The organism is Pseudomonas sp. PB106 (assembly GCF_009764645.1).
Taxonomy (GTDB): Bacteria; Pseudomonadota; Gammaproteobacteria; order Pseudomonadales; family Pseudomonadaceae; genus Aquipseudomonas.
The window spans coordinates 1-18,575 of sequence record NZ_RWIM01000056.1; the positions used below are offsets into that span (position 1 = coordinate 1).

General features: G+C 60.7%; 19 protein-coding genes. 8 read left to right on the forward strand and 11 right to left on the reverse strand.

Annotated features, from left to right (window positions below):
* The first annotated feature begins 166 nt into the window (after nt 1–166).
* A complete protein-coding gene (locus EJA71_RS07535) occupies nt 167–1,402 on the forward strand; it encodes a M20/M25/M40 family metallo-hydrolase (RefSeq protein ID WP_158955591.1) in 1,236 nt (411 codons plus the stop codon).
* Between the two features lie 140 nt (nt 1,403–1,542).
* Here the strand turns inward: EJA71_RS07535 and EJA71_RS07540 are convergent, their stop codons facing one another.
* The 8 genes from EJA71_RS07540 to EJA71_RS07575 form a co-directional block, all read right to left on the reverse strand.
* Nucleotides 1,543–2,412 (reverse strand): oxaloacetate decarboxylase, encoded by an 870-nt coding sequence (locus tag EJA71_RS07540; protein ID WP_007919546.1) that lies wholly within the window; start codon nt 2,410–2,412, stop codon nt 1,543–1,545.
* A gap of 152 nt (nt 2,413–2,564) precedes the next feature.
* Complete coding sequence (astA, locus tag EJA71_RS07545) at nt 2,565–3,599, reverse strand: arginine N-succinyltransferase (protein ID WP_158955593.1); 1,035 nt, start codon at nt 3,597–3,599, stop codon at nt 2,565–2,567.
* Between the two features lie 61 nt (nt 3,600–3,660).
* Nucleotides 3,661–4,677 (reverse strand): arginine N-succinyltransferase, encoded by a 1,017-nt coding sequence (locus tag EJA71_RS07550; protein WP_158955595.1) that lies wholly within the window; start codon nt 4,675–4,677, stop codon nt 3,661–3,663.
* A 118-nt stretch (nt 4,678–4,795) separates the two neighbouring features.
* Nucleotides 4,796–6,145 carry an APC family permease gene (locus EJA71_RS07555; RefSeq protein WP_158955597.1) on the reverse strand — a complete coding sequence of 450 codons (1,350 nt, stop codon included), beginning with the start codon at nt 6,143–6,145 and terminating at the stop codon, nt 4,796–4,798.
* A 78-nt stretch (nt 6,146–6,223) separates the two neighbouring features.
* Complete coding sequence (locus tag EJA71_RS07560) at nt 6,224–6,976, reverse strand: N-formylglutamate amidohydrolase (protein WP_158955599.1); 753 nt, start codon at nt 6,974–6,976, stop codon at nt 6,224–6,226.
* Nucleotides 6,960–8,291: a glutamine synthetase gene (locus tag EJA71_RS07565; protein WP_158955600.1), complete on the reverse strand. Its 1,332-nt coding sequence runs from the start codon at nt 8,289–8,291 to the stop codon at nt 6,960–6,962. The genes EJA71_RS07560 and EJA71_RS07565 overlap by 17 nt, the downstream gene beginning before the upstream one ends.
* A complete protein-coding gene (locus EJA71_RS07570) occupies nt 8,288–8,932 on the reverse strand; it encodes an isochorismatase family cysteine hydrolase (protein ID WP_158955602.1) in 645 nt (214 codons plus the stop codon). Before EJA71_RS07570 ends, EJA71_RS07565 begins: the two co-directional genes overlap by 4 nt.
* A gap of 2 nt (nt 8,933–8,934) precedes the next feature.
* Nucleotides 8,935–9,789 (reverse strand): MurR/RpiR family transcriptional regulator, encoded by an 855-nt coding sequence (locus EJA71_RS07575; protein ID WP_158955604.1) that lies wholly within the window; start codon nt 9,787–9,789, stop codon nt 8,935–8,937.
* A 329-nt stretch (nt 9,790–10,118) separates the two neighbouring features.
* Here EJA71_RS07575 and EJA71_RS07580 point away from each other — a divergent pair, with 329 nt between their 5' ends.
* Both EJA71_RS07580 and cobF read left to right on the forward strand, forming a co-directional pair.
* A complete protein-coding gene (locus EJA71_RS07580; RefSeq protein WP_158955606.1) occupies nt 10,119–10,688 on the forward strand; it encodes a histidine phosphatase family protein in 570 nt (189 codons plus the stop codon).
* Entirely contained in the window at nt 10,688–11,443 is a 756-nt protein-coding gene (gene cobF, locus EJA71_RS07585) for a precorrin-6A synthase (deacetylating) (protein WP_158955608.1), read from the forward strand. Before EJA71_RS07580 ends, cobF begins: the two co-directional genes overlap by 1 nt.
* 133 nt (nt 11,444–11,576) lie before the next feature.
* On the opposite strand, the gene ftrA is transcribed toward cobF, so the two are convergent.
* Nucleotides 11,577–12,551 carry a transcriptional regulator FtrA gene (ftrA, locus tag EJA71_RS07590; RefSeq protein ID WP_158955610.1) on the reverse strand — a complete coding sequence of 325 codons (975 nt, stop codon included), beginning with the start codon at nt 12,549–12,551 and terminating at the stop codon, nt 11,577–11,579.
* 102 nt (nt 12,552–12,653) lie between these two features.
* Here ftrA and EJA71_RS07595 point away from each other — a divergent pair, with 102 nt between their 5' ends.
* From EJA71_RS07595 to EJA71_RS07610, 4 genes are all read left to right on the forward strand, one after another.
* On the forward strand, nt 12,654–13,082 hold the full coding sequence (locus EJA71_RS07595; RefSeq protein ID WP_158955612.1) for a rhodanese-like domain-containing protein: 429 nt from the start codon (nt 12,654–12,656) through the stop codon (nt 13,080–13,082).
* 340 nt (nt 13,083–13,422) lie between these two features.
* Complete coding sequence (locus EJA71_RS07600) at nt 13,423–14,202, forward strand: ABC transporter substrate-binding protein (protein ID WP_016775210.1); 780 nt, start codon at nt 13,423–13,425, stop codon at nt 14,200–14,202.
* A 185-nt stretch (nt 14,203–14,387) separates the two neighbouring features.
* Nucleotides 14,388–15,500 carry a succinylglutamate desuccinylase/aspartoacylase family protein gene (locus tag EJA71_RS07605; RefSeq protein WP_158955614.1) on the forward strand — a complete coding sequence of 371 codons (1,113 nt, stop codon included), beginning with the start codon at nt 14,388–14,390 and terminating at the stop codon, nt 15,498–15,500.
* A 206-nt stretch (nt 15,501–15,706) separates the two neighbouring features.
* Nucleotides 15,707–16,423, forward strand: coding sequence for an alpha/beta hydrolase (locus EJA71_RS07610; protein WP_158955616.1), 717 nt, complete (start codon nt 15,707–15,709; stop codon nt 16,421–16,423).
* Here EJA71_RS07610 and EJA71_RS07615 read toward each other — a convergent pair.
* Together EJA71_RS07615 and EJA71_RS07620 are read right to left on the reverse strand one after the other, a co-directional pair.
* Nucleotides 16,413–16,976: a hypothetical protein gene (locus tag EJA71_RS07615; protein WP_158955618.1), complete on the reverse strand. Its 564-nt coding sequence runs from the start codon at nt 16,974–16,976 to the stop codon at nt 16,413–16,415. The genes EJA71_RS07610 and EJA71_RS07615 overlap by 11 nt on opposite strands.
* Before the next feature lie 82 nt (nt 16,977–17,058).
* Nucleotides 17,059–17,835, reverse strand: a complete 777-nt coding sequence (locus EJA71_RS07620) for a hypothetical protein (protein WP_158955620.1) — start codon at nt 17,833–17,835, stop codon at nt 17,059–17,061.
* A 146-nt stretch (nt 17,836–17,981) separates the two neighbouring features.
* On the opposite strand from EJA71_RS07620, the gene EJA71_RS07625 reads away from it, so the two are divergent.
* Nucleotides 17,982–18,518 carry a chalcone isomerase family protein gene (locus EJA71_RS07625; protein WP_158955622.1) on the forward strand — a complete coding sequence of 179 codons (537 nt, stop codon included), beginning with the start codon at nt 17,982–17,984 and terminating at the stop codon, nt 18,516–18,518.
* Nucleotides 18,519–18,575: the final 57 nt, after the last annotated feature.

The following is an 18,575-nucleotide window of genomic DNA, read 5'->3' on the forward strand; positions in this document are numbered from 1 at the left end:
GAAGGCTGCGATCTTTTGATCTTCAAAAGCAAAGTCAAAAGATCGCAGCCTTCGGCAGCTCCTGCAGAATGTTCGGCGGTGGTGAAGAGAGAGTCGCATTCGGTGTAGAGCCTCGCGCCGATGTCGGGTACGGTTAAATCCCCCGACGCGAAACAAGGATCGCTTCATGACGTTCGCATTTCCCCGCTCCCTGTTGGCCGCTAGCCTCGGCGTGTCTTTGACCCTCGCAGCCGCCAGCGCCTTTGCCGAACCGCACAAACAAGTGCTCGCCGATGCCGAGCAATACCAGCCTGAAGCCCTGAAACTGCTGGAGCGATTGGTCAATATCGACTCCGGTTCAGGCTATGAGCCGGGCCTCAAGCAAGTCAGCGACATCGCCATCGACGAACTGAAAAAACTCGGCGCCACCATCGAACTTGTGCCCAACACACCGGAAAAATCCAACCATGTGCTGGCCACGTTCAAAGGCACCGGCAAGGCGAAAATCCTCTTGATGGCGCACATGGATACGGTGTTCAAGGAAGGCTCGGCTGCCGAGCGGCCATTCCACATCAAGGACGGCCGGGCTTACGGGCCTGGGGTGATGGACGACAAGGGTGGCATCGTCGCCGGGATCTACGCGCTGAAAGTCCTGAAAAATCTCGACTTCAAGGACTACGCGCAAATCACTTTCCTGCTCGACGCCAGTGAAGAAACCGGCTCGGACGTCGCCACCGACCTGATCAAGAAAACCGCCAAACAGCACGACGTGACCCTCAATCTTGAGCCGGGTCGCCCGGCCGATGGTTTGGTGGTGTGGCGCAAGGGCAGCGCGACGGCGCTGGTCGAGGTCAAGGGCAAAGCTGCCCACGCCGGCGTCGCGCCGGAACTGGGGCGCAACGCCGCAATGGAGGCGGCACACCAGATTCTGCAACTGGGCAAACTCGGCGACGAGGCGAAGAAAACCACCATCAACTTCACCGTGCTCAAGGCCGGTGACCGCACCAACGTGATTCCCGACCAAGCCACGGCCAAGGCTGACGTGCGCGCGGCGGTGCCGGAAGAATTCGACCGGATCGAGAAAGACTTGGCGCGGGTGTCTCAGGACAAGCTGATTCCAGAAACCGAAGTGAAGACTTCACTGCAGCGCGGTTTGCCACCAATGCCGCAGACTGCCGAATCGGATCGTTTGATGGCCATGGCCCAGGGGATTTATGGCGAGATTGGCCGCAAGTTGACCGAGGAGGGCAGTGGTGGTGCCGCGGATGCCAGTTTGTCTGCCGGGGTGGGCACGCCGACGCTGGATGGTTTCGGGATTGTCGGCGGCAATATTCATACGCCGGAGGAATACGCCGAGGTGGCGAGTGTGGCGCCACGGATTTATCTGTTGTCGCGGATGATTATGGAGTTGTCAGCCAAGTAATCGCGGATTGTGATCGTTCCCACGCTCCGCGTGGGAATGCATCCACGGACGCTCCGCGTTCGGCTTTGGATGGGACGCGGAGCGTCCCGGGCGGCATTCCCACGCAGAGCGTGGGAACGATCATGCACCCGATCAACCCATCACTCCTTGACGCTCATGTATTCCTTGGCCCAAAGGATGTATTCCTCCGGCTGGGTATAGGTGTGCGTCAATTCAGTCGCGCTCAGGTCGGACGCCTGAGTGAAGATCTGCCGCTGTTCGCGCAGGCTGTCGTAAGTGGCTTTGATCGCGGCGAAGTAAGCGCCGTGGCCATCGATGGTCACGCGCACGCCGAGTTCGGCCAGGCGTTTGTCGTCGCGCAGCGCCGGGTTGCCGTAGGTCACCAGCATCAGCGGCACGGTCAAATGTTCGGCGATTTGCTCGAGCTGATCAAAGTCCTGAATCCCGACCATGCAAATACCATCCGCGCCTGCGGCCTGATACTGGCGAGTACGGCTGATGATTTCCTGATTCGGCAGGATGCCGGCGTTGGTGCGGGCGATGATCGCCATTTCCGTATCGACGCGGGCTTCCAGCGCTGCACGGATCTTGCCGACACCTTCGGCAACCGTGATTAAGTCAGTCGATTTGCGGCCGAATTGTGCTGGCAGCAAGGTGTCTTCGATGGTCAGGGCGGCGACGCCGGCGCGTTCCAGTTCAACGATGGTGCGCATCACGTTGAGGGCGTTGCCGTAGCCGTGGTCGGCGTCGGCGATCACCGGCAATTGGGCGACGCGGCCGATGCGGGTGGCCTGTTCGGCGAACTCGCTGAGGGTGATCAGGGCAAAGTCCGGTGCACCCAGCACCTGCAACGACGCCACCGAGCCACCGAGAATCCCCACTTCAAAGCCCAGATCAGCGGCAATGCGGGCGGACATCGGGTCGAACACCGAGGCGGTGTGATAACAGGTGTCGGAAGCCAGCAGCTGACGGAAATTACGGCGCAAATCTTGATGAGAAAGCCTGGTCATACGAGTTCCACCAATACAAAGGAATGGAACGGCTTGAGCAAATGTGTCAACGCCGAAGAATGAAAAGGCTATCACGCGAATGGGTCAAGGATCATGACGAATTTACGCCGTGACGCTCGATGCGCTGAAAGGGTTCATCTAAAGCAGCGCAGTCAGGCCGCGACGGCCTGCTGCTGTTGATTCGGTAACATCACCGCCCGCACCGAGTTGCCCGGCTGCAGTTGCAGACGCTGCGCGGTTGAGCGGTCGATCGCCAGGCTGCTGCCGACCCGCCGCGCGCGGGCGACGGTGATGCGGCAATTCTCCAGACGGCGATTGTGGATCAGCCACAGTGGCGCCTGTTCGTCCGGACTGCCAAGGCTCAGGGTCAGCTCAAGGCTTTCGCGTACGGTGCGGATATTGCGCACGGGGGCTTCGATCACCGGGCCACCGTCGAAGATGTCGATGTAGCCTTTGTGGGCAAACCCCTCAGCCTGAAGAATTTTCAACGCCGGTTCGGTATTCGGGTGCGCCTGACCAATCGCCGCTTGCGCCTGTTCGGTGAGCAGGCAGGTGTACAGCGGTTGACGCGGCATCAGTTCGGCAATGAACGATTTGTTGCCCAGCCCCGACAAGTGATCGGCATGGCTGAAATCCATCTGGAAGAAGTGCCGGCCCAGGCTGTCCCAGAACGGTGAACAGCCTTGTTCATCGGCGCTGCCGCGCAGCTCGGCGATCATTTTCTCGCCAAACAGGTGGGGGAATTCGGCGACGAACAGCAAGCGCCCCAGCGACAGCAGGCGACCGTTGCTGCCGTGACGATGATCATGGCCAAGAAACAGCGAGCACAGTTCCGATTGGCCGGTCAGTTCATTGTTGAGGAACAGCGTCGGAATCTGCCGCTGAATGCCCAGATCCGGTGCCGAACTCACGGTCAGCCCGACACGATAGTTGTACCAGGGCTCACGCAGGCCCACCGCGCCGGATAACGCGCTGACACCGACCACGCGCATGTCGTCGTCTTCGAGCACGAACAGGTAATCGGCATCGGCGCGCTCCACCTGCTCGGCGAATGCCCGATGCGCCCAGCGCACCCGATGGGCGAGGCGATCTTCGTTGACCGGCAGGGTGGTGAACCCCGGCCCGGCCTGTTGCACCAGCGTTATCAAGGCGGGCAGGTCGCTGACTTTGACCGGACGGACAATCATGCTGGAACTCCTTCTGCGCGCCTGTTCGGGCACTGTCGTGGGGGGCAGAACCTTGCGCGGTTCATAGCGCAATCAGCCGGATCGGGCTGCCATCGGTCACGTTCAGCGCCGCACACATTGCAGGGGTGAGGGACAGCGGTTGATCGGGTTGGTAATCCAGCTCGGCGACGATGGCGCGGTAGCCATGCAACGCATCGTTACTCAGCAGAAAGCGACCTCGGCTATCGATCAGCGCGTGCTCGCGGACGGCGACGGTCTGGCTGCGGGCGATCGAACGAATGTTCGCCGTGCGCGCATACAGGGTCGGGCCGGCGTCGAACAGGTCGATGTAGCTGTTGGTTTCAAAGCCCTCGTGCTCAAGGATGTCAAAAGCCTCCTGACCGTCCGGGTGAATGCGCCCGATGCATTGCTGTGCGGCCAGCGGCAGCATCGGCACGTAAATCGGGTACTGCGGCATCAATTCGGCGAGAAAACTGCGGCTCCGCAACCCGCACAGACGCTCGGCTTCGGCATACGGCAAGTCGAAGAAGTGTTTGCCCAGCGCATCCCAGAACGGCGAATGGCCGTTTTCGTCGCTGTAGCCGACGATCTCGGTAATCACCGCTTCAGCGAAGCGCGGTGCATGGGCGGCGATGAACAACAGTCGCGCGCGTGACAGCAATTCGGAAAACGCGCTGCCGACCAGCGCCGCATCAATGTGAAAACCGCGCAGCAGGGTGTGGCCGCTGAGGTCATGGCACAGCGACAACGCAGGCACGCCGTGTTCGATGTTGAGCTCGCGCGACGTGCTGGTGAAGTGGCGGTTGCGCAGGCTGTAGAACGGCTCGTCGAAACCGGCGGTGGCGAGGATTTCCGAGCAACCGACCAAACGTTGGTTGTCGAGGTCTTCGAGCACGAAGAAATAATTCTCCGGGCCGTGCGCCGCCGCCACGCTGTCGAACGAGACGACGGAGGCGGCGATTTTCGCTTGCAGACGTTCGCTGTCATCCGGCAGCGATGTCACGCCGACCAGGCTGTCGCGGGCCAGCTGTTGCAATTGCGGCAGGTCGGTTGGCTCAACTGGGCGTAAGACCAGCATGGATGCACTCCTGTATCAAAGGGTTCGGCGTCTTGGCCGAACCTGACTATCACTGTCGGTTTCCACGCGTTAAATCGGCGGTCGCCTGATTTGTTGTCAGACGCCGCTCTTTTTCTTGTCAGCCGTTGCTCGGGTCAGGCAGCGCGGTACTGGCGCCGAGCTTGTTGAGGAAAAACAGGTACACCAGGCCCAGAGCGATCCAGATCAGGCCGAGTTTCTGTGCATCGACGCCCATGTTGTACATGATGGCCGCGACGATGATGAAGCCGATCACCGGGCAGATCAGATGGCGTACCACCTGACCGGACTTTTGCCGACGCCAGTAGTAGTTGATCACCGTCAGGTGCAGCAGCATGAAGCCGCTGAGGGCGCCGAAGTTGACCAGCGAGGTCAGGGTGTCGACCGAGTTGATGAACAGGTAGCAGATCACCAGCGACAGCACGGCAACCAGATAAATGCTCAGGTACGGCGTGTTGTGTTTCGGATGCACCTTGGCCAGCACCTTCGGTAACTTGCCGTCGCGGGCCATGCCGAACAGCAGGCGCGACACCGCCGCTTGCGAAGTGATCGCCACGGCCACGCCCCAAGCCAGCGCAGTGGCTACGCCAGTGACGGTGGCCAGCCAGCTGCCGGCGGCGATTTCAGCGATTTCATAGAACGCCGTGTCGGCGGACTTGAAGCCCATGCCCGCCGCCAGATCAGTGGCGATCCAGGTTTGTGCCACGAAAATCACGCCCATCACCACCAGTGTGATCAACGCGGCTTTGCCGACGCTCTTGCCCGGATCACCTTTGATTTCTTCGGCGAGTGTCGAGATTGCATCGAAGCCGAGGAACGACAGCACCGCAATCGACACCGCTTGCATCAGCAGCGCGAAATTGAACGTTTCAGCGTTGTACAGCGGCGCCAGGGTCAGCTCGCCGTTGCCGCCACCATTGTGCAAAGCGTTCCAGGCGTAGAACAGGAATATGCCCAGTACGACCAGCTGCGCCAGCAGGAAAATGATGTTCATCCGTGCGGTGAAAGTAATGCCGCGCAGGTTGACGAATGTCGCGCTGACGAGGAACGCCAGAATGAAGCCGACCTTGGGAATGTCCGGGTACAAATGGTTGAGCGCCATCGCCGCGTATACATACAGCAGCGGCGGAATCAGCAGGTAATCCAGCAACATCAGCCAGCCAGCAATGAAGCCGACATGCTGATTGAGGCCGCGTTGCGCGTAGGAGTACACCGAGCCTGCAATCGGAAAAGCCTTGGCCATGCTGCCGTAGCTCAGCGCGGTAAACAGCATCGCCACCATCCCGATGATGTACGCCAGCGGCACCATCCCCGGCGCTTCGGCGTTGACGTAGCCATATACGCCGAACGGGGCGATGGGGATCATGAAGATCATCCCGTACACCACCAGGTCGGTGAGGGTCAGGCTACGTTTCAACTCTTGCTTGTAGCCGAATTCTTCAATTTCCATGAAGCGCAACTCCTTGTCAGCCAATCGGTCGTTTTAGTTGTTATATCGGTCCATCGTTTACAGCTTCAGCCATCTTCGTTACAGCAATGGCGCGAGGTATCCGGCCCAGCGCGAGATATCTTCGCGACTGCGCAACAAGTCGTTGCGCACCTCGATCAGCACCGAGTCCAGGCCACGGGCATCGCCGTGCACCGGCACGGTCATGTCGCCCAGCGGGTCGATCTTGTACGGCTGATTACCGGCAACCTTCAGCGGATGCTCGCCGAGACCATCGAGCAGGCGCTGCGCGTAGTCTTTGGCCTGCCCGAACAGCACGCCAAGCTCCAGAGGGCGCGGCTGGCCGTAATACACCGGGGTAAAACTGTGAATTCCCACCACTCGCACGGGTTGACCCTGAGCGATGCGCTCGTCGATCAAGGTCTGCAAGCGGGCGTGAAACGGTTTGAACAGCGTCTGACGGCGGTATTCGCGTGTCGCTTCATCCAGTTCGCGGTTGCCCGGAATCTGATAAATCTCGCTCTGCGCCGGGATGCTGTCCGGCGCATGCCGTGGCCGGTTCAGATCGATCAGCAGGCGCGAGTAATTGGCGCTCAGCAGCGTGGCGCCGAGTTGTTCCGACAGTTGCTCGGCCAACTGCAATGCGCCGATGTCCCAAGCGATGTGCTCACGCGCGGCGGCCTCGTCCAGGCCCAGATTGTTCAGGGCCTCGGGGATGTAGCGACTGGCGTGCTCGCACACCAGAATCACCGGGTGAGTCGAGTCGGCGCGGCTCAGGTTGTAGACCGGGCGGGTGTACAACCCAAGCTCGGCGGATTCAGTACAGGCGTGCATAGTGCTCACACAAGTCAGCGGGCGAGAGCTGTTCCGTCAGCGCCAGTTCCTCGGTTTTAAGGGCGTAATAGGTGTCGAGCAACGGCTTGGGCAGCCATTCGATCAAGGCAGCACTGTCGCGCAGGCAATCCAGTGCCTGGCTCAGCGAGACGGGCAGGGCGACGATGCCCCGCGCCTTGCGTTGCTCGTCGTTGAGTGAATCGGGAATTTCATCGGTGATCGCGTTCAGCGCCAGACGCTGCTCGATGCCCAGGCGCCCGGCGATCAATAGCGCGGCCATGGCCAAATGCGGCGAGGCGGTGGCGTCCATGGCACGGAATTCCAGGTTGAACTGGTTCGCCACGGATTTGCCGCCGAGGGTCACGGTCGGGCAGATGCGCAGCGCCGCTTCACGGTTCTGTTGGCCGAGGCAGGCGTAAGAGGCGCTCCAGTGGTGCGGTTGCAGACGTTCGTACGACACCGGTGTCGGTGCGGTGAACGCGCACAGTGCCGGCAAGTAATGCAGGATGCCCGCCGCCCAATGTTGGCCAAGCGTCGACAGACCATTGCTGGTGCCCGCGTCGTAAAGCATCGGCACACCGCCCAGATCGAGCAGGCTGACGTGCAGGTGCACGCCGTTGCACACCGCGTCCGCCGCAGTCTTCGGGGCGAAACTCAAATCCAGGCCCATTTGCCGGGCGATTTCGCGGGTAATCTCGCGCACATTCACCGCGCGGTCCGCTGCCGCTACGCCAAGCGTCGGGCGGCAGGTGATTTCGTATTGATGCTTGCCGTATTCGGGCAGAAACATTTCCGGCTCGACCCCGCCGGCGCGCAAGGCGCTGAGCAACCAGCCGCCGAACTCGGCGCCTTGGCGTTGAGCTTCGAGGGAGAAGGCCAAATGTTCGGCGAAACCGGCGTGCAGATTGAATTCGTGTTCGAACGCGGCGTTGACCTGCAAGCCCAACGTGTCGCGATAACGCTCGATTTCATCACGCAACAGCGTGCGCGGGCAGGCGCCCCACGGACGGCCATCGGTCTCGCGGATGTCGCCGTGGATGAAGTCCAGCGCTGGCGCATTGGCGTCCGGGCCATTGCTGACGGTGACACGGCTGCCCATGTCGGGGATCAGGCGCAGATCGCCATAGGCGCCCCACGGATTGGTCGAGGCAATGATGTCCTGCGGCGTCAACGCGCTGTTGGCGGGCACCCAACCGCAACCGGCGGCTTGATAGTTTTCCAGCTCATCGGTGGGAAACGAGCGGCCCCGGGTAATGCCAATCAGGTCAGTGGTGACCAGCGTGGTCATCGGCAGCGGCGTCAGGCGTGCGCTCATGGCTGCATCTCCTGCAAGCGACCGAGCACAGTGTCGGTGTCGGTGATCCAGCAGTAACCCTTGATCGCGTTCAGGCAGGCGTGATGACGCTCGGCGCTGTAGGTGGCGCAGGCGTCTTCGACCAGCGTGACCAGATAACCGCGATCGGCGGCGTCGCGCACCGCCATGTCGACGCACTGGTCGGTGACGATGCCGGCGATGATCAGATGACGGGTTTCCAGGTTGCGCAGCACGTAATCGATGTTGGTCGAATTGAACACGCCGGACGACGTCTTGGGCAGGACGATTTCGTTTTCCACCGGGGTCAGCTCGGCAATGACCTGCGCCTGTGGGCTGCCCTTGGGCAAGTGCATGTCCGACAGTTTGTGGTCGAGGGAGCGGTCGCGGCCGTCGGCGGTCAGGCTTTCGATAATCGTGTGCAGCACGTTCTGCCGCGCCTCGCGAAAGGCGCTCAGCAGGCGTTGTTGATTGGGGATCACCTGCGTGCGGGCGCGGTGGAGGAAGTACTCGGCGTCAGGCCCGGTGAGGTGCGGGTCGAACTGCGGTTCAAGCCAGGCCCGCTGCATGTCCACCAGCAGCAGAGCGCTGTGGTCAGTGACAAACGGCAAGTCCCGCGGCGAGCGGTGGGGAAGGCTGAACATCCTTATTTATCCTCCAGCAGGTGAGTGGCGAAGTCGTTGCGCAGGGCGTCGATGCCTTCCAGGCGATCCGCCAGATCCGGGCCACGCAGGGTCAGGCAGGCAATCAGCGCCTCGACCTGAGCCAGCGCCGGCACCATGGTGTCGAACGCGGAAGCCGATTCCACCGGGGCGCTAATGATCAGGTCGGCCAATTCGCGCAGGGGCGAGGCGTAGATGTCGGTAAACAGCACCACGCGCGCGTTATTGCTTTTTGCCGCGCTGGCCACGCGCAGGGCCTGACTCTGGTAGCGGCGATAGTCGAACACCAGCACCACGTCCTGGCGTTGCAGGTCGAACAGGCGATCGGGCAGCAGCGCGTTGTCTTCCAGGGCAAAACAACCGGGACGCAACAGGCGCAAATGGTTGAGCAGGTAGGTGGCCATCAGGCTGCTGAAGCGCCCACCGAAGCAGTACACCTGATGGCGGGTATCGAGCAGCCAGTCGGTGAGGATGCGCACATCTTCGGGTTGGGTCAGCGATTGGGTTTCGGCCAGCAAACGATGGCTCTCGCCCAGATAGTGGCCCCAGGCGTCATCCTTGTTTTGATGCGCGCGTGGTTGCAACAGCGTGCGCGGGGAACGCAGGCGATGGTCCATGTCGCTGAGCAGGGCGTCCTGGAATTCGGCATAACCGCCGAAACCGAGTTTCTTCACCAGCCTGACGATGGTCGGGTCACTGACGCCGGCGTGCTCGGCCAGACGTGCCATCGGGCCGAGGCCATTGCGCGGGTACTGATCGAGCAAGGCGCGAACGACTTTGCGCTCCGACGGCGTAAGATCCAGGCCGGGATCGGTGATCAGGTCTCTGAGAGGGGGCATCCGGGCTCCTGCTGGATGGGGTGTTGAATTCGCTTCACAATCCGTTAAAACAGTATTTATGTAACTGACGCTACATGTCTAGTTAATTTTTTGGGTTGTTTATGAGCGGTCAGATCGCAGCGAGACGCCCGTGTAACAAGGGCTACACGGAAGTCGATCTGTCTTGTAGTCCGTTGCCCCGGGTCGTGTCAGACATTGCCGATTTTTTGAAGGATCACACTGGTTAAGCGCTACGGCTATACACCCTGAAACCCACGGTTTACGGCACAATTGCCGGCAGGGCGGCACTGCGCCGCTGTATTCAAGACTCTCGACAGAGTGATCTCCTCGTGCAAACGACCCGTTTGACTCTGATTTGCCACGCGCGAACCGTCGCACAAAAATTGGCGCGTTTTCCTACGAATGAGCCTGTTGAAGATTCGCCCTCGGTGGCTGACACGCTCGGCATGCGTTTCGGCGCCGGGATGCGCCTGCTCTGCGGCCCGGAATTACGCACCCGACAGACCGCCGCGTGGTTCGGCGCCAATGCCGAGGTCGATGAGGCGTTGCGCGATTGCGATTGGGGGCACTGGCACGGCAAATCGATCAAGGATCTTCAGCGCGAAGAGGCTGACGCGCTGCAAGGCTGGCTCAGTGATCCGCAGGTTGCGCCGCCGGGTGGCGAGTCCGTTGTGCAGCTGGGCGCGCGGATGGGCGCATGGCTGCAGACGTTGCAGGCTGTGCCGGGCCATGTGCTCGCAGTGACGCATCCGTTCGTGATTCGCGCGGCATTGATGCACGTGGTGCAAGGCGCGGCTTTCAATGCCATCGATGTCGAGCCGCTGGCGATCATCGAGCTACGCTTCAACGGCATCTGGCGACTACGCTTGCCCGGTCTCGAACGTGAGGGCGCTGTCTGATGAAACAGTTACTGGTGATTGGTATCGGCGCCGGCAATCCGGACTACATCACGATGCAGGCCGTCAAAGCGCTGAACCGCGTCGATGTGTTCTTCCTGATGGACAAAGGTCAGCGCAAGGACAAACTGATCGATCTGCGCCGCGAGATCTGTGAACGCTACATCGATGATCCTGCCTATCGCTTTGCCGAAGCGCACAGTCCGGAGCGCGAGCGGGGCGATGTCGACTACGCGGCCAGCGTCGATGACCTGAACCGCGCCAAGCAGCAGACCTTCGAACGGTTGATCAATGACGAATTGTCTGACGGCCAGTGCGGCGCTTTTCTGGTGTGGGGCGATCCGGCGTTGTACGACAGCACGGTTCGGATTCTGCGGGCGATTCTCGATTCCGGTCGCTGTGCGTTCGAGTTTGAGGTGATTCCGGGGATTACCAGTGTTCAGGCGCTCGCCGCGCAACATAAAGTGCCGTTGAACAGCATTGGCCGCTCGGTTGAAATCACCACGGGGCGGCGCTTGGCGGCAGGGCAGGTGGGTGATGCCGACAGTCTGGTGGTGATGCTGGATGCCGAAGACGCTTACCAGCGCGTGGCCGATCCTGAGACCGAGATTTATTGGGGGGCTTACCTGGGCACGCCGGATGAGATTCTGATCAGCGGCAAGCTGGGCGATGTGGCGGATGAGATCGAGCGGGTGCGCAAGGCAGCCCGGGCTGAGCATGGGTGGATCATGGATACCTATTTGTTGCGCAAGCCTTAGGTTTGCGACGTCCCGACTGGCCCCATCGCTGGCAAGCCAGCTCCCACAGGTTTTTGCGCTGTTTGCAGATGTTGTAAACAACACAAATCACTGTGGGAGCTGGCTTGCCAGCGATGGGGGCCTGAAGAACGCCTCAGGAACTGGCACTAACCCCACGCCCAAACCGCTCCCGATACACCGACGGCGGCACGCCGACCACGCTGCGAAACGCCACGCGAAAACTCTCCACCGAGCGATACCCGCAACGCTCGGCAATCTGTTCGGTATGGTCCGCCGTGCTCTCCAGCAACTCCCGCGCCCGCGCCAGTCGTTCATGTTGCAGCCAGGCCTTGGGCGACTGGCCGCTGGCTTCGCTGAATCGCCGCAAAAACGTCCGCTCGCTCATCGCCGCTTCGCTGGCCAAGTCGCGCACTTCCAGCGGTTCATGCAGGCGCTCACGGGCCCATTGCATGACCCGCGACAGGTCGTTGCGCGGCGTCGGGCTGACCGGTGTCGGAATGAATTGCGCCTGACCTCCGGTGCGTTGCGGCGACATTACCAAGCGCCGGGCGACCGAGTTGGCCACCTGAGTGCCAAAGTCCCGTGCCACCAGATGCAGGCACGCATCAATGCCCGCCGCGCTGCCCGCTGAAGTGATCAACTGCCCCGAATCGACGTAAAGCACATCCGGGTCGACCTCAATCGCCGGAAAGCGCTGCGCCAGTTCGGTGGTGTAGCGCCAATGCGTGGTCGCGCCATGGCCATCGAGCAAACCGCTGGCGGCCAGCACAAATACTCCCGAGCAAATCGACAACAGCCGCGCACCCCGGGCGTGGGCCTGGCGCAGTGCCTCGATCAGCTCCGGCGGCACCGGCGCATGACGGTCGCGCCAGCCGGGAATAATGATCGTGCGCGCCTCGCTGAGCAGATCCAGGCCACCATCGGCGAGCACCTGAATCCCGCCCAAGGCGCGCATCGGCCCTTGATCGACGGCCGCAATCGCGTGCTCATACCACGGGAAATCGAACTCCGGCCGGGCAAGGCCGAAGATCTCCACGGCGATGCCGAACTCGAACGTGCAGAGGCCGTCGTAGGCCAGAATCGCGACCAGACCTGGTGAAGTCGGCATTTGGCGGAAAATTCCCGGTGAGTGTCTTGTGCGCCACTGTAGCGATTTGCGCGGTCTCGATAAAGTCTGTTCATCCCCAACGAGACACAGGAGCAACACCGCATGCCTAGCCTGGTTCGCAACATTCCCGCAGCCCCTTCGGCCATCGCCCTCATGCACTTCAGCAACCGTCTGACATTCGAAACCGATTGTTCCGACGTCTACAGCAGCCATGAAGCCGGCGAAATCGACTTTGTCTTGATTGATGTGCGCGGGCCGCTGGCTTACGAACGCGGGCATGTGCCGGGCGCGATCAACATTCCGACGCGGTTGCTGACGCTCGAAAGTCTGGCGAGTTACCCGGTGGGCACCCTGTTCGTGGTCTATTGCGCCGGCCCGCATTGCAACGGTGCGAACAAGGCAGCGGTGAAGCTGGCGGCGCTGGGTTACCCGGTCAAGGAAATGATTGGCGGTGTCACCGGTTGGCTGGATGAGGGCTTTGAATTAAGCGTGGCGCAACCCGCCAACACCCCCATCAACTGCGCCTGCTAAATAACCCAATGTAGGAGCTGCCGAAGGCTGCAATCTTTTGATTTTGATCTTAAAAAACCAGATCAAAAGATCGCAGCCTGCGGCAGCTCCTACACGGGGATTGGTGAATTTTCTGCTCTGAAAAAGGACTTGTCCTACAGCCTCCGCACCACCACGGCGCAGCTGTTGATCTCGGTCAACGGCTGCGCCGATCTTTCATAAGTATTTGTCGCTTAAACACAATTTACCCTGTGCGCGCCGCCATAGACTGCCGGCCACTTCGGTGTTTGTAGCCAATTGGCCATGACCGAACGCTGAATCGAAAGCTGCCAATAAAAGCCTCCGCACACAGGAGTTATAAATGAAGAAGCTAGTGATGTTTGGTGCCCTGGCACTGTCGATGTTGTCCCTGACCGCTGTGGCCGAAGACGCCAAACCGATCCGCATCGGTATCGAAGCCGGTTACCCGCCATTCTCGATGAAAACCCCTGACGGCAAACTCACCGGTTTCGACGTGGATATCGGCGATGCGCTGTGCGCGCAGATGAAGGTTAAATGTACGTGGGTCGAGCAAGAGTTCGATGGCCTGATCCCAGCGCTGAAAGTCAAGAAAATCGACGCGATCCTGTCGTCGATGACCATCACTGACGACCGCAAGAAGAACGTCGATTTCACCATCAAGTACTACCACACCCCGGCGCGCTTCGTGATGAAGGAAGGCTCCGGCGTCAAAGACCCGTTGACCGAGCTTAAAGGCAAGAAAGTCGGCGTGCTGCGTGCCAGTACCCATGACCGTTACGCCACCGAAGTGCTGGTGCCAGCCGGGATCGACCTGGTACGTTACGGCTCGCAGCAGGAAGCCAACCTCGACATGGTCTCCGGCCGTATCGACGCGATGCTGGCCGACTCGGTCAACCTCAGCGACGGCTTCCTGAAAACCGACGCCGGTAAAGGTTTCGAATTCGTCGGTCCGACCTACGAAGACGCCAAGTACTTCGGCGGTGGCGCCGGGATTGCCGTGCGCAAGGGCGATACCGCACTGGCCGAGCAATTCAACAAAGCCATCACCGAAATCCGCGCCAATGGTGAGTACAAGAAAGTCCAGGACAAGTACTTCGACTTTGACGTGTACGGCCATTAATACGCCGTAGAAAAAAGTGGCCCCGTTACGCGGTGGCCACTTTTTTTGCGCTCATGATTTATCCTGCTTCACACATTCCCATGTAGGAGCTGCCGCAGGCTGCGATCTTTTGATCTTGATACTCAAAAACAAGATCAAAAGATCGCAGCCTTCGGCAGCTCCTACAGAAACATCGGAGTTTTCCCATGCAACGCATCGACCACATTCTGCCCTGGAGCCACTTGGGCAGCGAGCGCTCACTCAGCGTGTTCCGTTACGGCGCCGGCCCACGCAAGGTGTACATCCAGGCCAGCCTGCACGCCGATGAACTGCCGGGCATGCGCACCGCGTGGGAACTCAAGCAGCGTCTCAACGAACTCGAAGCGCAAGGCCGTTTGCAAGGCGTGATCGAACTGGTGCCGGTGGCCAATCCGATTGGTCTCGATCAGCACGTTCAAGGTGCGCACATGGGCCGCTTTGAGCTGGGCAGCGGCAAGAATTTCAACCGTGCGTTTGTAGAATTGAGTGCGCCGGTCGCGGCGTTGATCGGCGCGCAACTGGGTGCTGATGCCGAGACTAACGTTGCAATGATTCGTCAAGCCATGGGCCAGGTGTTCGATGCGTTGCCAGCGCCGGCTTCGCAACTGGAAGCACTGCATCGCCTGTTGCTGCGCCATGCCTGTGATGCCGACATTACCCTCGACCTGCATTGCGATTTCGACGCTTCGATTCACCTTTATGCGTTGCCGCAACACTGGCCGCAGTGGCAGTCGTTGGCGGCGCGCCTGAAGGCTGGCGTGGCCTTGCTCTGCGAAGATTCCGGCGGCAGTTCGTTCGACGAATCCTGCTCGACGCCGTGGCTGCGTCTGGCCAAAGCATTTCCTGATGCCGCGATTCCTGCGGCCAACCTGGCGACCACGCTGGAACTGGGCAGCATGGGCGACACCCGCGTTGATCAGGCCCGGGCCAATTGCGAAGCCATTCTTGGCTTCCTCGCCGAGAATGGCTTCATCAGCGGTGAATGGCCGGCGGCGCCCGACGAGTGCTGCGAAGGCTTGCCGTTTGAAGGCACCGAGTACTTGTTCGCGCCGCACCACGGCGTGGTGAGTTTCCTGCGCAATGCGGGGGAGTGGGTGGAGAAGGGCGACGCGTTGTTCGAGGTGGTGGATCCGCTGAAGGATCGCGTGACCACTGTCTGCGCCGGGACCAGCGGGGTGTTGTTTGCCATCGACCGTGGCCGTTACACGGAGCCTGGGATCTGGCAGGCGAAAGTGGCGGGGCGGGTGCCGTTTCGTACTGGGAAACTGACGAACGACTGATAGATCTTCGCCGAATCATCTGGCCTCATCGCTGGCAAGCCAGCTCCCACAAGGTGGATGGGTGTACACAATATCGGTGATCACCATCAATCACTGTGGGAGCTGGCTTGCCAGCGATGGCGGCATCAGCAACACCCTTACATTTGGATCCTTGCCGAGGGATGTTAGGCTCACCCCGAACCCGACACCCTGAAAAGGAAGGCTCTATGTTGAAGGTCTTTGCCCTGCTGACCCTCTTGGCGTCCACCGCCGTCCACGCGCAAACCTCGTTGCAAGCGGATCTGCCGCTCAAGTACATCGAACAGGTTCACCCCGACGCCGAGCCGCGTCCGCTGGTGATTTTCCTGCACGGCTACGGCAGCAACGAAGCCGATCTGATCGGTATGAAATTTCAGCTGCCAGCGCAGTACAACTACCTTTCGGTGCAGGCGCCGATGGCCTTGGGTGAAGGACGTTATCAGTGGTTTCGCAAAAAGGGCGAAGGTGCCTACAACGGCGAGACCGATGATCTGCAGGTCAGCAGCCAGAAGCTGCGCGACTTTATCGCCCAAGCCGCTAAGAAATATCACGCCAGCCCGGACAAGGTGTACCTGATCGGCTTCAGCCAGGGGGCGATGATGAGTTACGAGGTGGGCCTGCGAGCGCCAGCCGCCGTCGGTGGGTTTGCGGCGTTGAGCGGGCGTTTATTGCCGGTCTTGAAGAAAGAGCTCAAAGCCGAGCAACAACCACTGCCGCTGAATATCTTCATTGGCCACGGCACCGCCGATGATCCAGTGCCGTACCGCAATGGCACGGACGCCAATGCGCAACTACAGAAACTCGGTTACAAGCCGCAATTCCATGCCTATCCCGGCGTCGGCCACAGCATCAGCGCGGCCGAACTGCGGGATTTGAATGGCTGGTTGCAGCAGCTCAATCCTTGAGGATGGTTTTCACCAGGGCATCGTGACCTTTCTTGTCGCTGGCGCGGGAGATCACCTGAACCAGCGCCATTTTCGTACCGGAGCCGGCCATCAACGTGGTGTTGAGGGTCTGGCCACCGCCCTGGGTGGCGGTGCTGTCGACCTGACGCAGACCGAGGCCGGTGCCTTTCTGGGTCAGGCTTTTCTCCGTGAGCTTGTTGAAATCCGGCAAGGCTTTGCGTTGGTCTTCGATAAAGCTCGAGACGCTGCCGTCGAGAAATTCGCCGTCGTTGTCCTTGACGTTCTGACCTTGAGGAATCTGGTTTTCGGCGGCAATGACCACGGTCTTGGTGGTTTCGTTGGTGTACATCGTGCCGGTCGCGCCGCCCGGGCTGGCCGTTAACGGATTGGCCACGAAGCCTTTAGGCAGAGTGAACGTGAACTTGCCGCCGAGCAGGGAGACTTGCTCGGTCGTGGCTTTTTCCTTGGCTTTGGCAGCCTGAGCGTTGATGGCGCCGAGACCGGCGACGGCCGCCAGCAACACGATGACGGCTTTCTTGCTCAACAATGACATTCGAATCTCCAAAAGGGTGGACGCGCTAGGCGGGCGATCATCCCACGCAGCGCGCCGTCACTCCAGCGCGGTTCGTCAGGGGTTACTGTGCTTGCGGCTGTTTCGCCACCGGACGGGCCAGCAACTGGCGGGTCACGCCGAGCATGGCCACCGAAACGGCGACGCCCACGGCAAATCCGCTGAGTCCCATGGTCGGCAGCGTCAATGCCGACACCAGACAGAACGCCGAAAACGAATACATCCCCGTCGCAGTCGCCCGTAACAGCACGGCGGTAAATGCCGCGCCTCGGGTTTGCTGGGAAAACACCGCCATCACGCTGCCGAGCACCGGGAACACCGCGAGCAGACCGCTCCAGCGCTCGCCGACGGTGCTGGCCAGCATCGTGACCACCAGCGTCAGCGCGGCCCCGGCGATCATCCGCCAGATCAGTTTGTCCGACTTCGGCGCCGGGCCGTTGAGCACTGGCTGCACCTTAGGAAACAGGTAAGGCGAAGACAGCAAAGCAATCGCTGCTGCTGCGACTGAAAACGGCAATGACGGCGGAATCAACGACAGTATCAGCGCCAGGACTGCCCACACCGCCATGGAAATCGCCAACGCCCACGGCCAGTTTGCTCGCTGGGCGACCTGCGCATAGGTGATGCAGAAGGCAATCATCGCGAACATCGCCGATAACGCCGCCACCGCTGACTGAGCGGCAAACGCTGGCCCCTGTTCGATGGCGAGGAAAAACAGAATCGGCCCGACCACCACCGGCAACCCCGACAGCCACCCGGCCACGCTCGGTCCCCAACGCTTGCCCGCGAGGGAAATCAGCAGCAGAAAACCGGGAATCAACAGCAATTTGAGGATCAGCACGCACAGGTCTCCGTCGAGTGGTGACGGCCACGTTAGCATCGCTGATCGTCGATTGCTGCAAATGTGTGCGGATTTTGTATACAAAGTGCTGATCGCGATAGCCGACTATGCTCTGACTATCAGGGCTAGCCGGAGTCGATACCGCCATGAACAGAACACCGAAGGTGTTGCGCGGATGCTGCGGAATCGGCCTGTGGGCGCTGTTGCTGACGCCGACCTGGGCCAATTGGCAGGACGCGGTGCCCGGTGCGCAGATCATCGGCACCGGCGATTTCAGCGTATTCGGATTCGATGTGTACAACGCGCGGTTGTGGAGCGCCGCCCGACCGCTGGCGGACGGTCAGCCGTTTGCGTTGGAGTTGATCTACCGCCGCAGCATCTCCCGCGAGGATCTGGTCAAGGCCAGCGTCAATGAAATCAAGCGCTTGGGCGGCGCCACGGTCAGCCCCGCGCAACTGGCCGGTTGGCAGATTCAGATGCAGCAATCGTTCGTCGATGTGCAGGCCGGCACGCGCATTACCGGGGTATATCTGCCGGGGCAGGGCGCACGGTTTTTTGTCGGTCAGCAGTTGCAGCATGAAATTGATGATCCGCACTTTGCCCGGGCGTTCTTCGACATCTGGCTGGATCCGCGCACGCGCAGTCCCGAGTTGCGTGAGCAGTTGTTAGGTGTGAGTCGATAGATTCTTTTGCGCTTCAAGGCTCCGGCTGAAACGTCTAAGCTGCGTCTTTCCGACTTG

What these genes read in the sequence shown, in the direction of transcription:
- EJA71_RS07535 (WP_158955591.1), top strand. Translation starts at nt 167, where the DNA reads ATGACGTTCGCATTTCCCCGCTCCCTGTTGGCCGCTAGCCTCGGCGTG.
- EJA71_RS07540 (WP_007919546.1), bottom strand. Translation starts at nt 2,412, where the DNA reads ATGACCAGGCTTTCTCATCAAGATTTGCGCCGTAATTTCCGTCAGCTG.
- astA (WP_158955593.1), bottom strand. Translation starts at nt 3,599, where the DNA reads ATGATTGTCCGTCCGGTCAAAGTCAGCGACCTGCCCGCCTTGATAACG.
- EJA71_RS07550 (WP_158955595.1), bottom strand. Translation starts at nt 4,677, where the DNA reads ATGCTGGTCTTACGCCCAGTTGAGCCAACCGACCTGCCGCAATTGCAA.
- EJA71_RS07555 (WP_158955597.1), bottom strand. Translation starts at nt 6,145, where the DNA reads ATGGAAATTGAAGAATTCGGCTACAAGCAAGAGTTGAAACGTAGCCTG.
- EJA71_RS07560 (WP_158955599.1), bottom strand. Translation starts at nt 6,976, where the DNA reads ATGCACGCCTGTACTGAATCCGCCGAGCTTGGGTTGTACACCCGCCCG.
- EJA71_RS07565 (WP_158955600.1), bottom strand. Translation starts at nt 8,291, where the DNA reads ATGAGCGCACGCCTGACGCCGCTGCCGATGACCACGCTGGTCACCACT.
- EJA71_RS07570 (WP_158955602.1), bottom strand. Translation starts at nt 8,932, where the DNA reads ATGTTCAGCCTTCCCCACCGCTCGCCGCGGGACTTGCCGTTTGTCACT.
- EJA71_RS07575 (WP_158955604.1), bottom strand. Translation starts at nt 9,789, where the DNA reads ATGCCCCCTCTCAGAGACCTGATCACCGATCCCGGCCTGGATCTTACG.
- cobF (WP_158955608.1), top strand. Translation starts at nt 10,688, where the DNA reads ATGAAACAGTTACTGGTGATTGGTATCGGCGCCGGCAATCCGGACTAC.
- ftrA (WP_158955610.1), bottom strand. Translation starts at nt 12,551, where the DNA reads ATGCCGACTTCACCAGGTCTGGTCGCGATTCTGGCCTACGACGGCCTC.
- EJA71_RS07595 (WP_158955612.1), top strand. Translation starts at nt 12,654, where the DNA reads ATGCCTAGCCTGGTTCGCAACATTCCCGCAGCCCCTTCGGCCATCGCC.
- EJA71_RS07600 (WP_016775210.1), top strand. Translation starts at nt 13,423, where the DNA reads ATGAAGAAGCTAGTGATGTTTGGTGCCCTGGCACTGTCGATGTTGTCC.
- EJA71_RS07605 (WP_158955614.1), top strand. Translation starts at nt 14,388, where the DNA reads ATGCAACGCATCGACCACATTCTGCCCTGGAGCCACTTGGGCAGCGAG.
- EJA71_RS07610 (WP_158955616.1), top strand. Translation starts at nt 15,707, where the DNA reads ATGTTGAAGGTCTTTGCCCTGCTGACCCTCTTGGCGTCCACCGCCGTC.
- EJA71_RS07615 (WP_158955618.1), bottom strand. Translation starts at nt 16,976, where the DNA reads ATGTCATTGTTGAGCAAGAAAGCCGTCATCGTGTTGCTGGCGGCCGTC.
- EJA71_RS07625 (WP_158955622.1), top strand. Translation starts at nt 17,982, where the DNA reads ATGAACAGAACACCGAAGGTGTTGCGCGGATGCTGCGGAATCGGCCTG.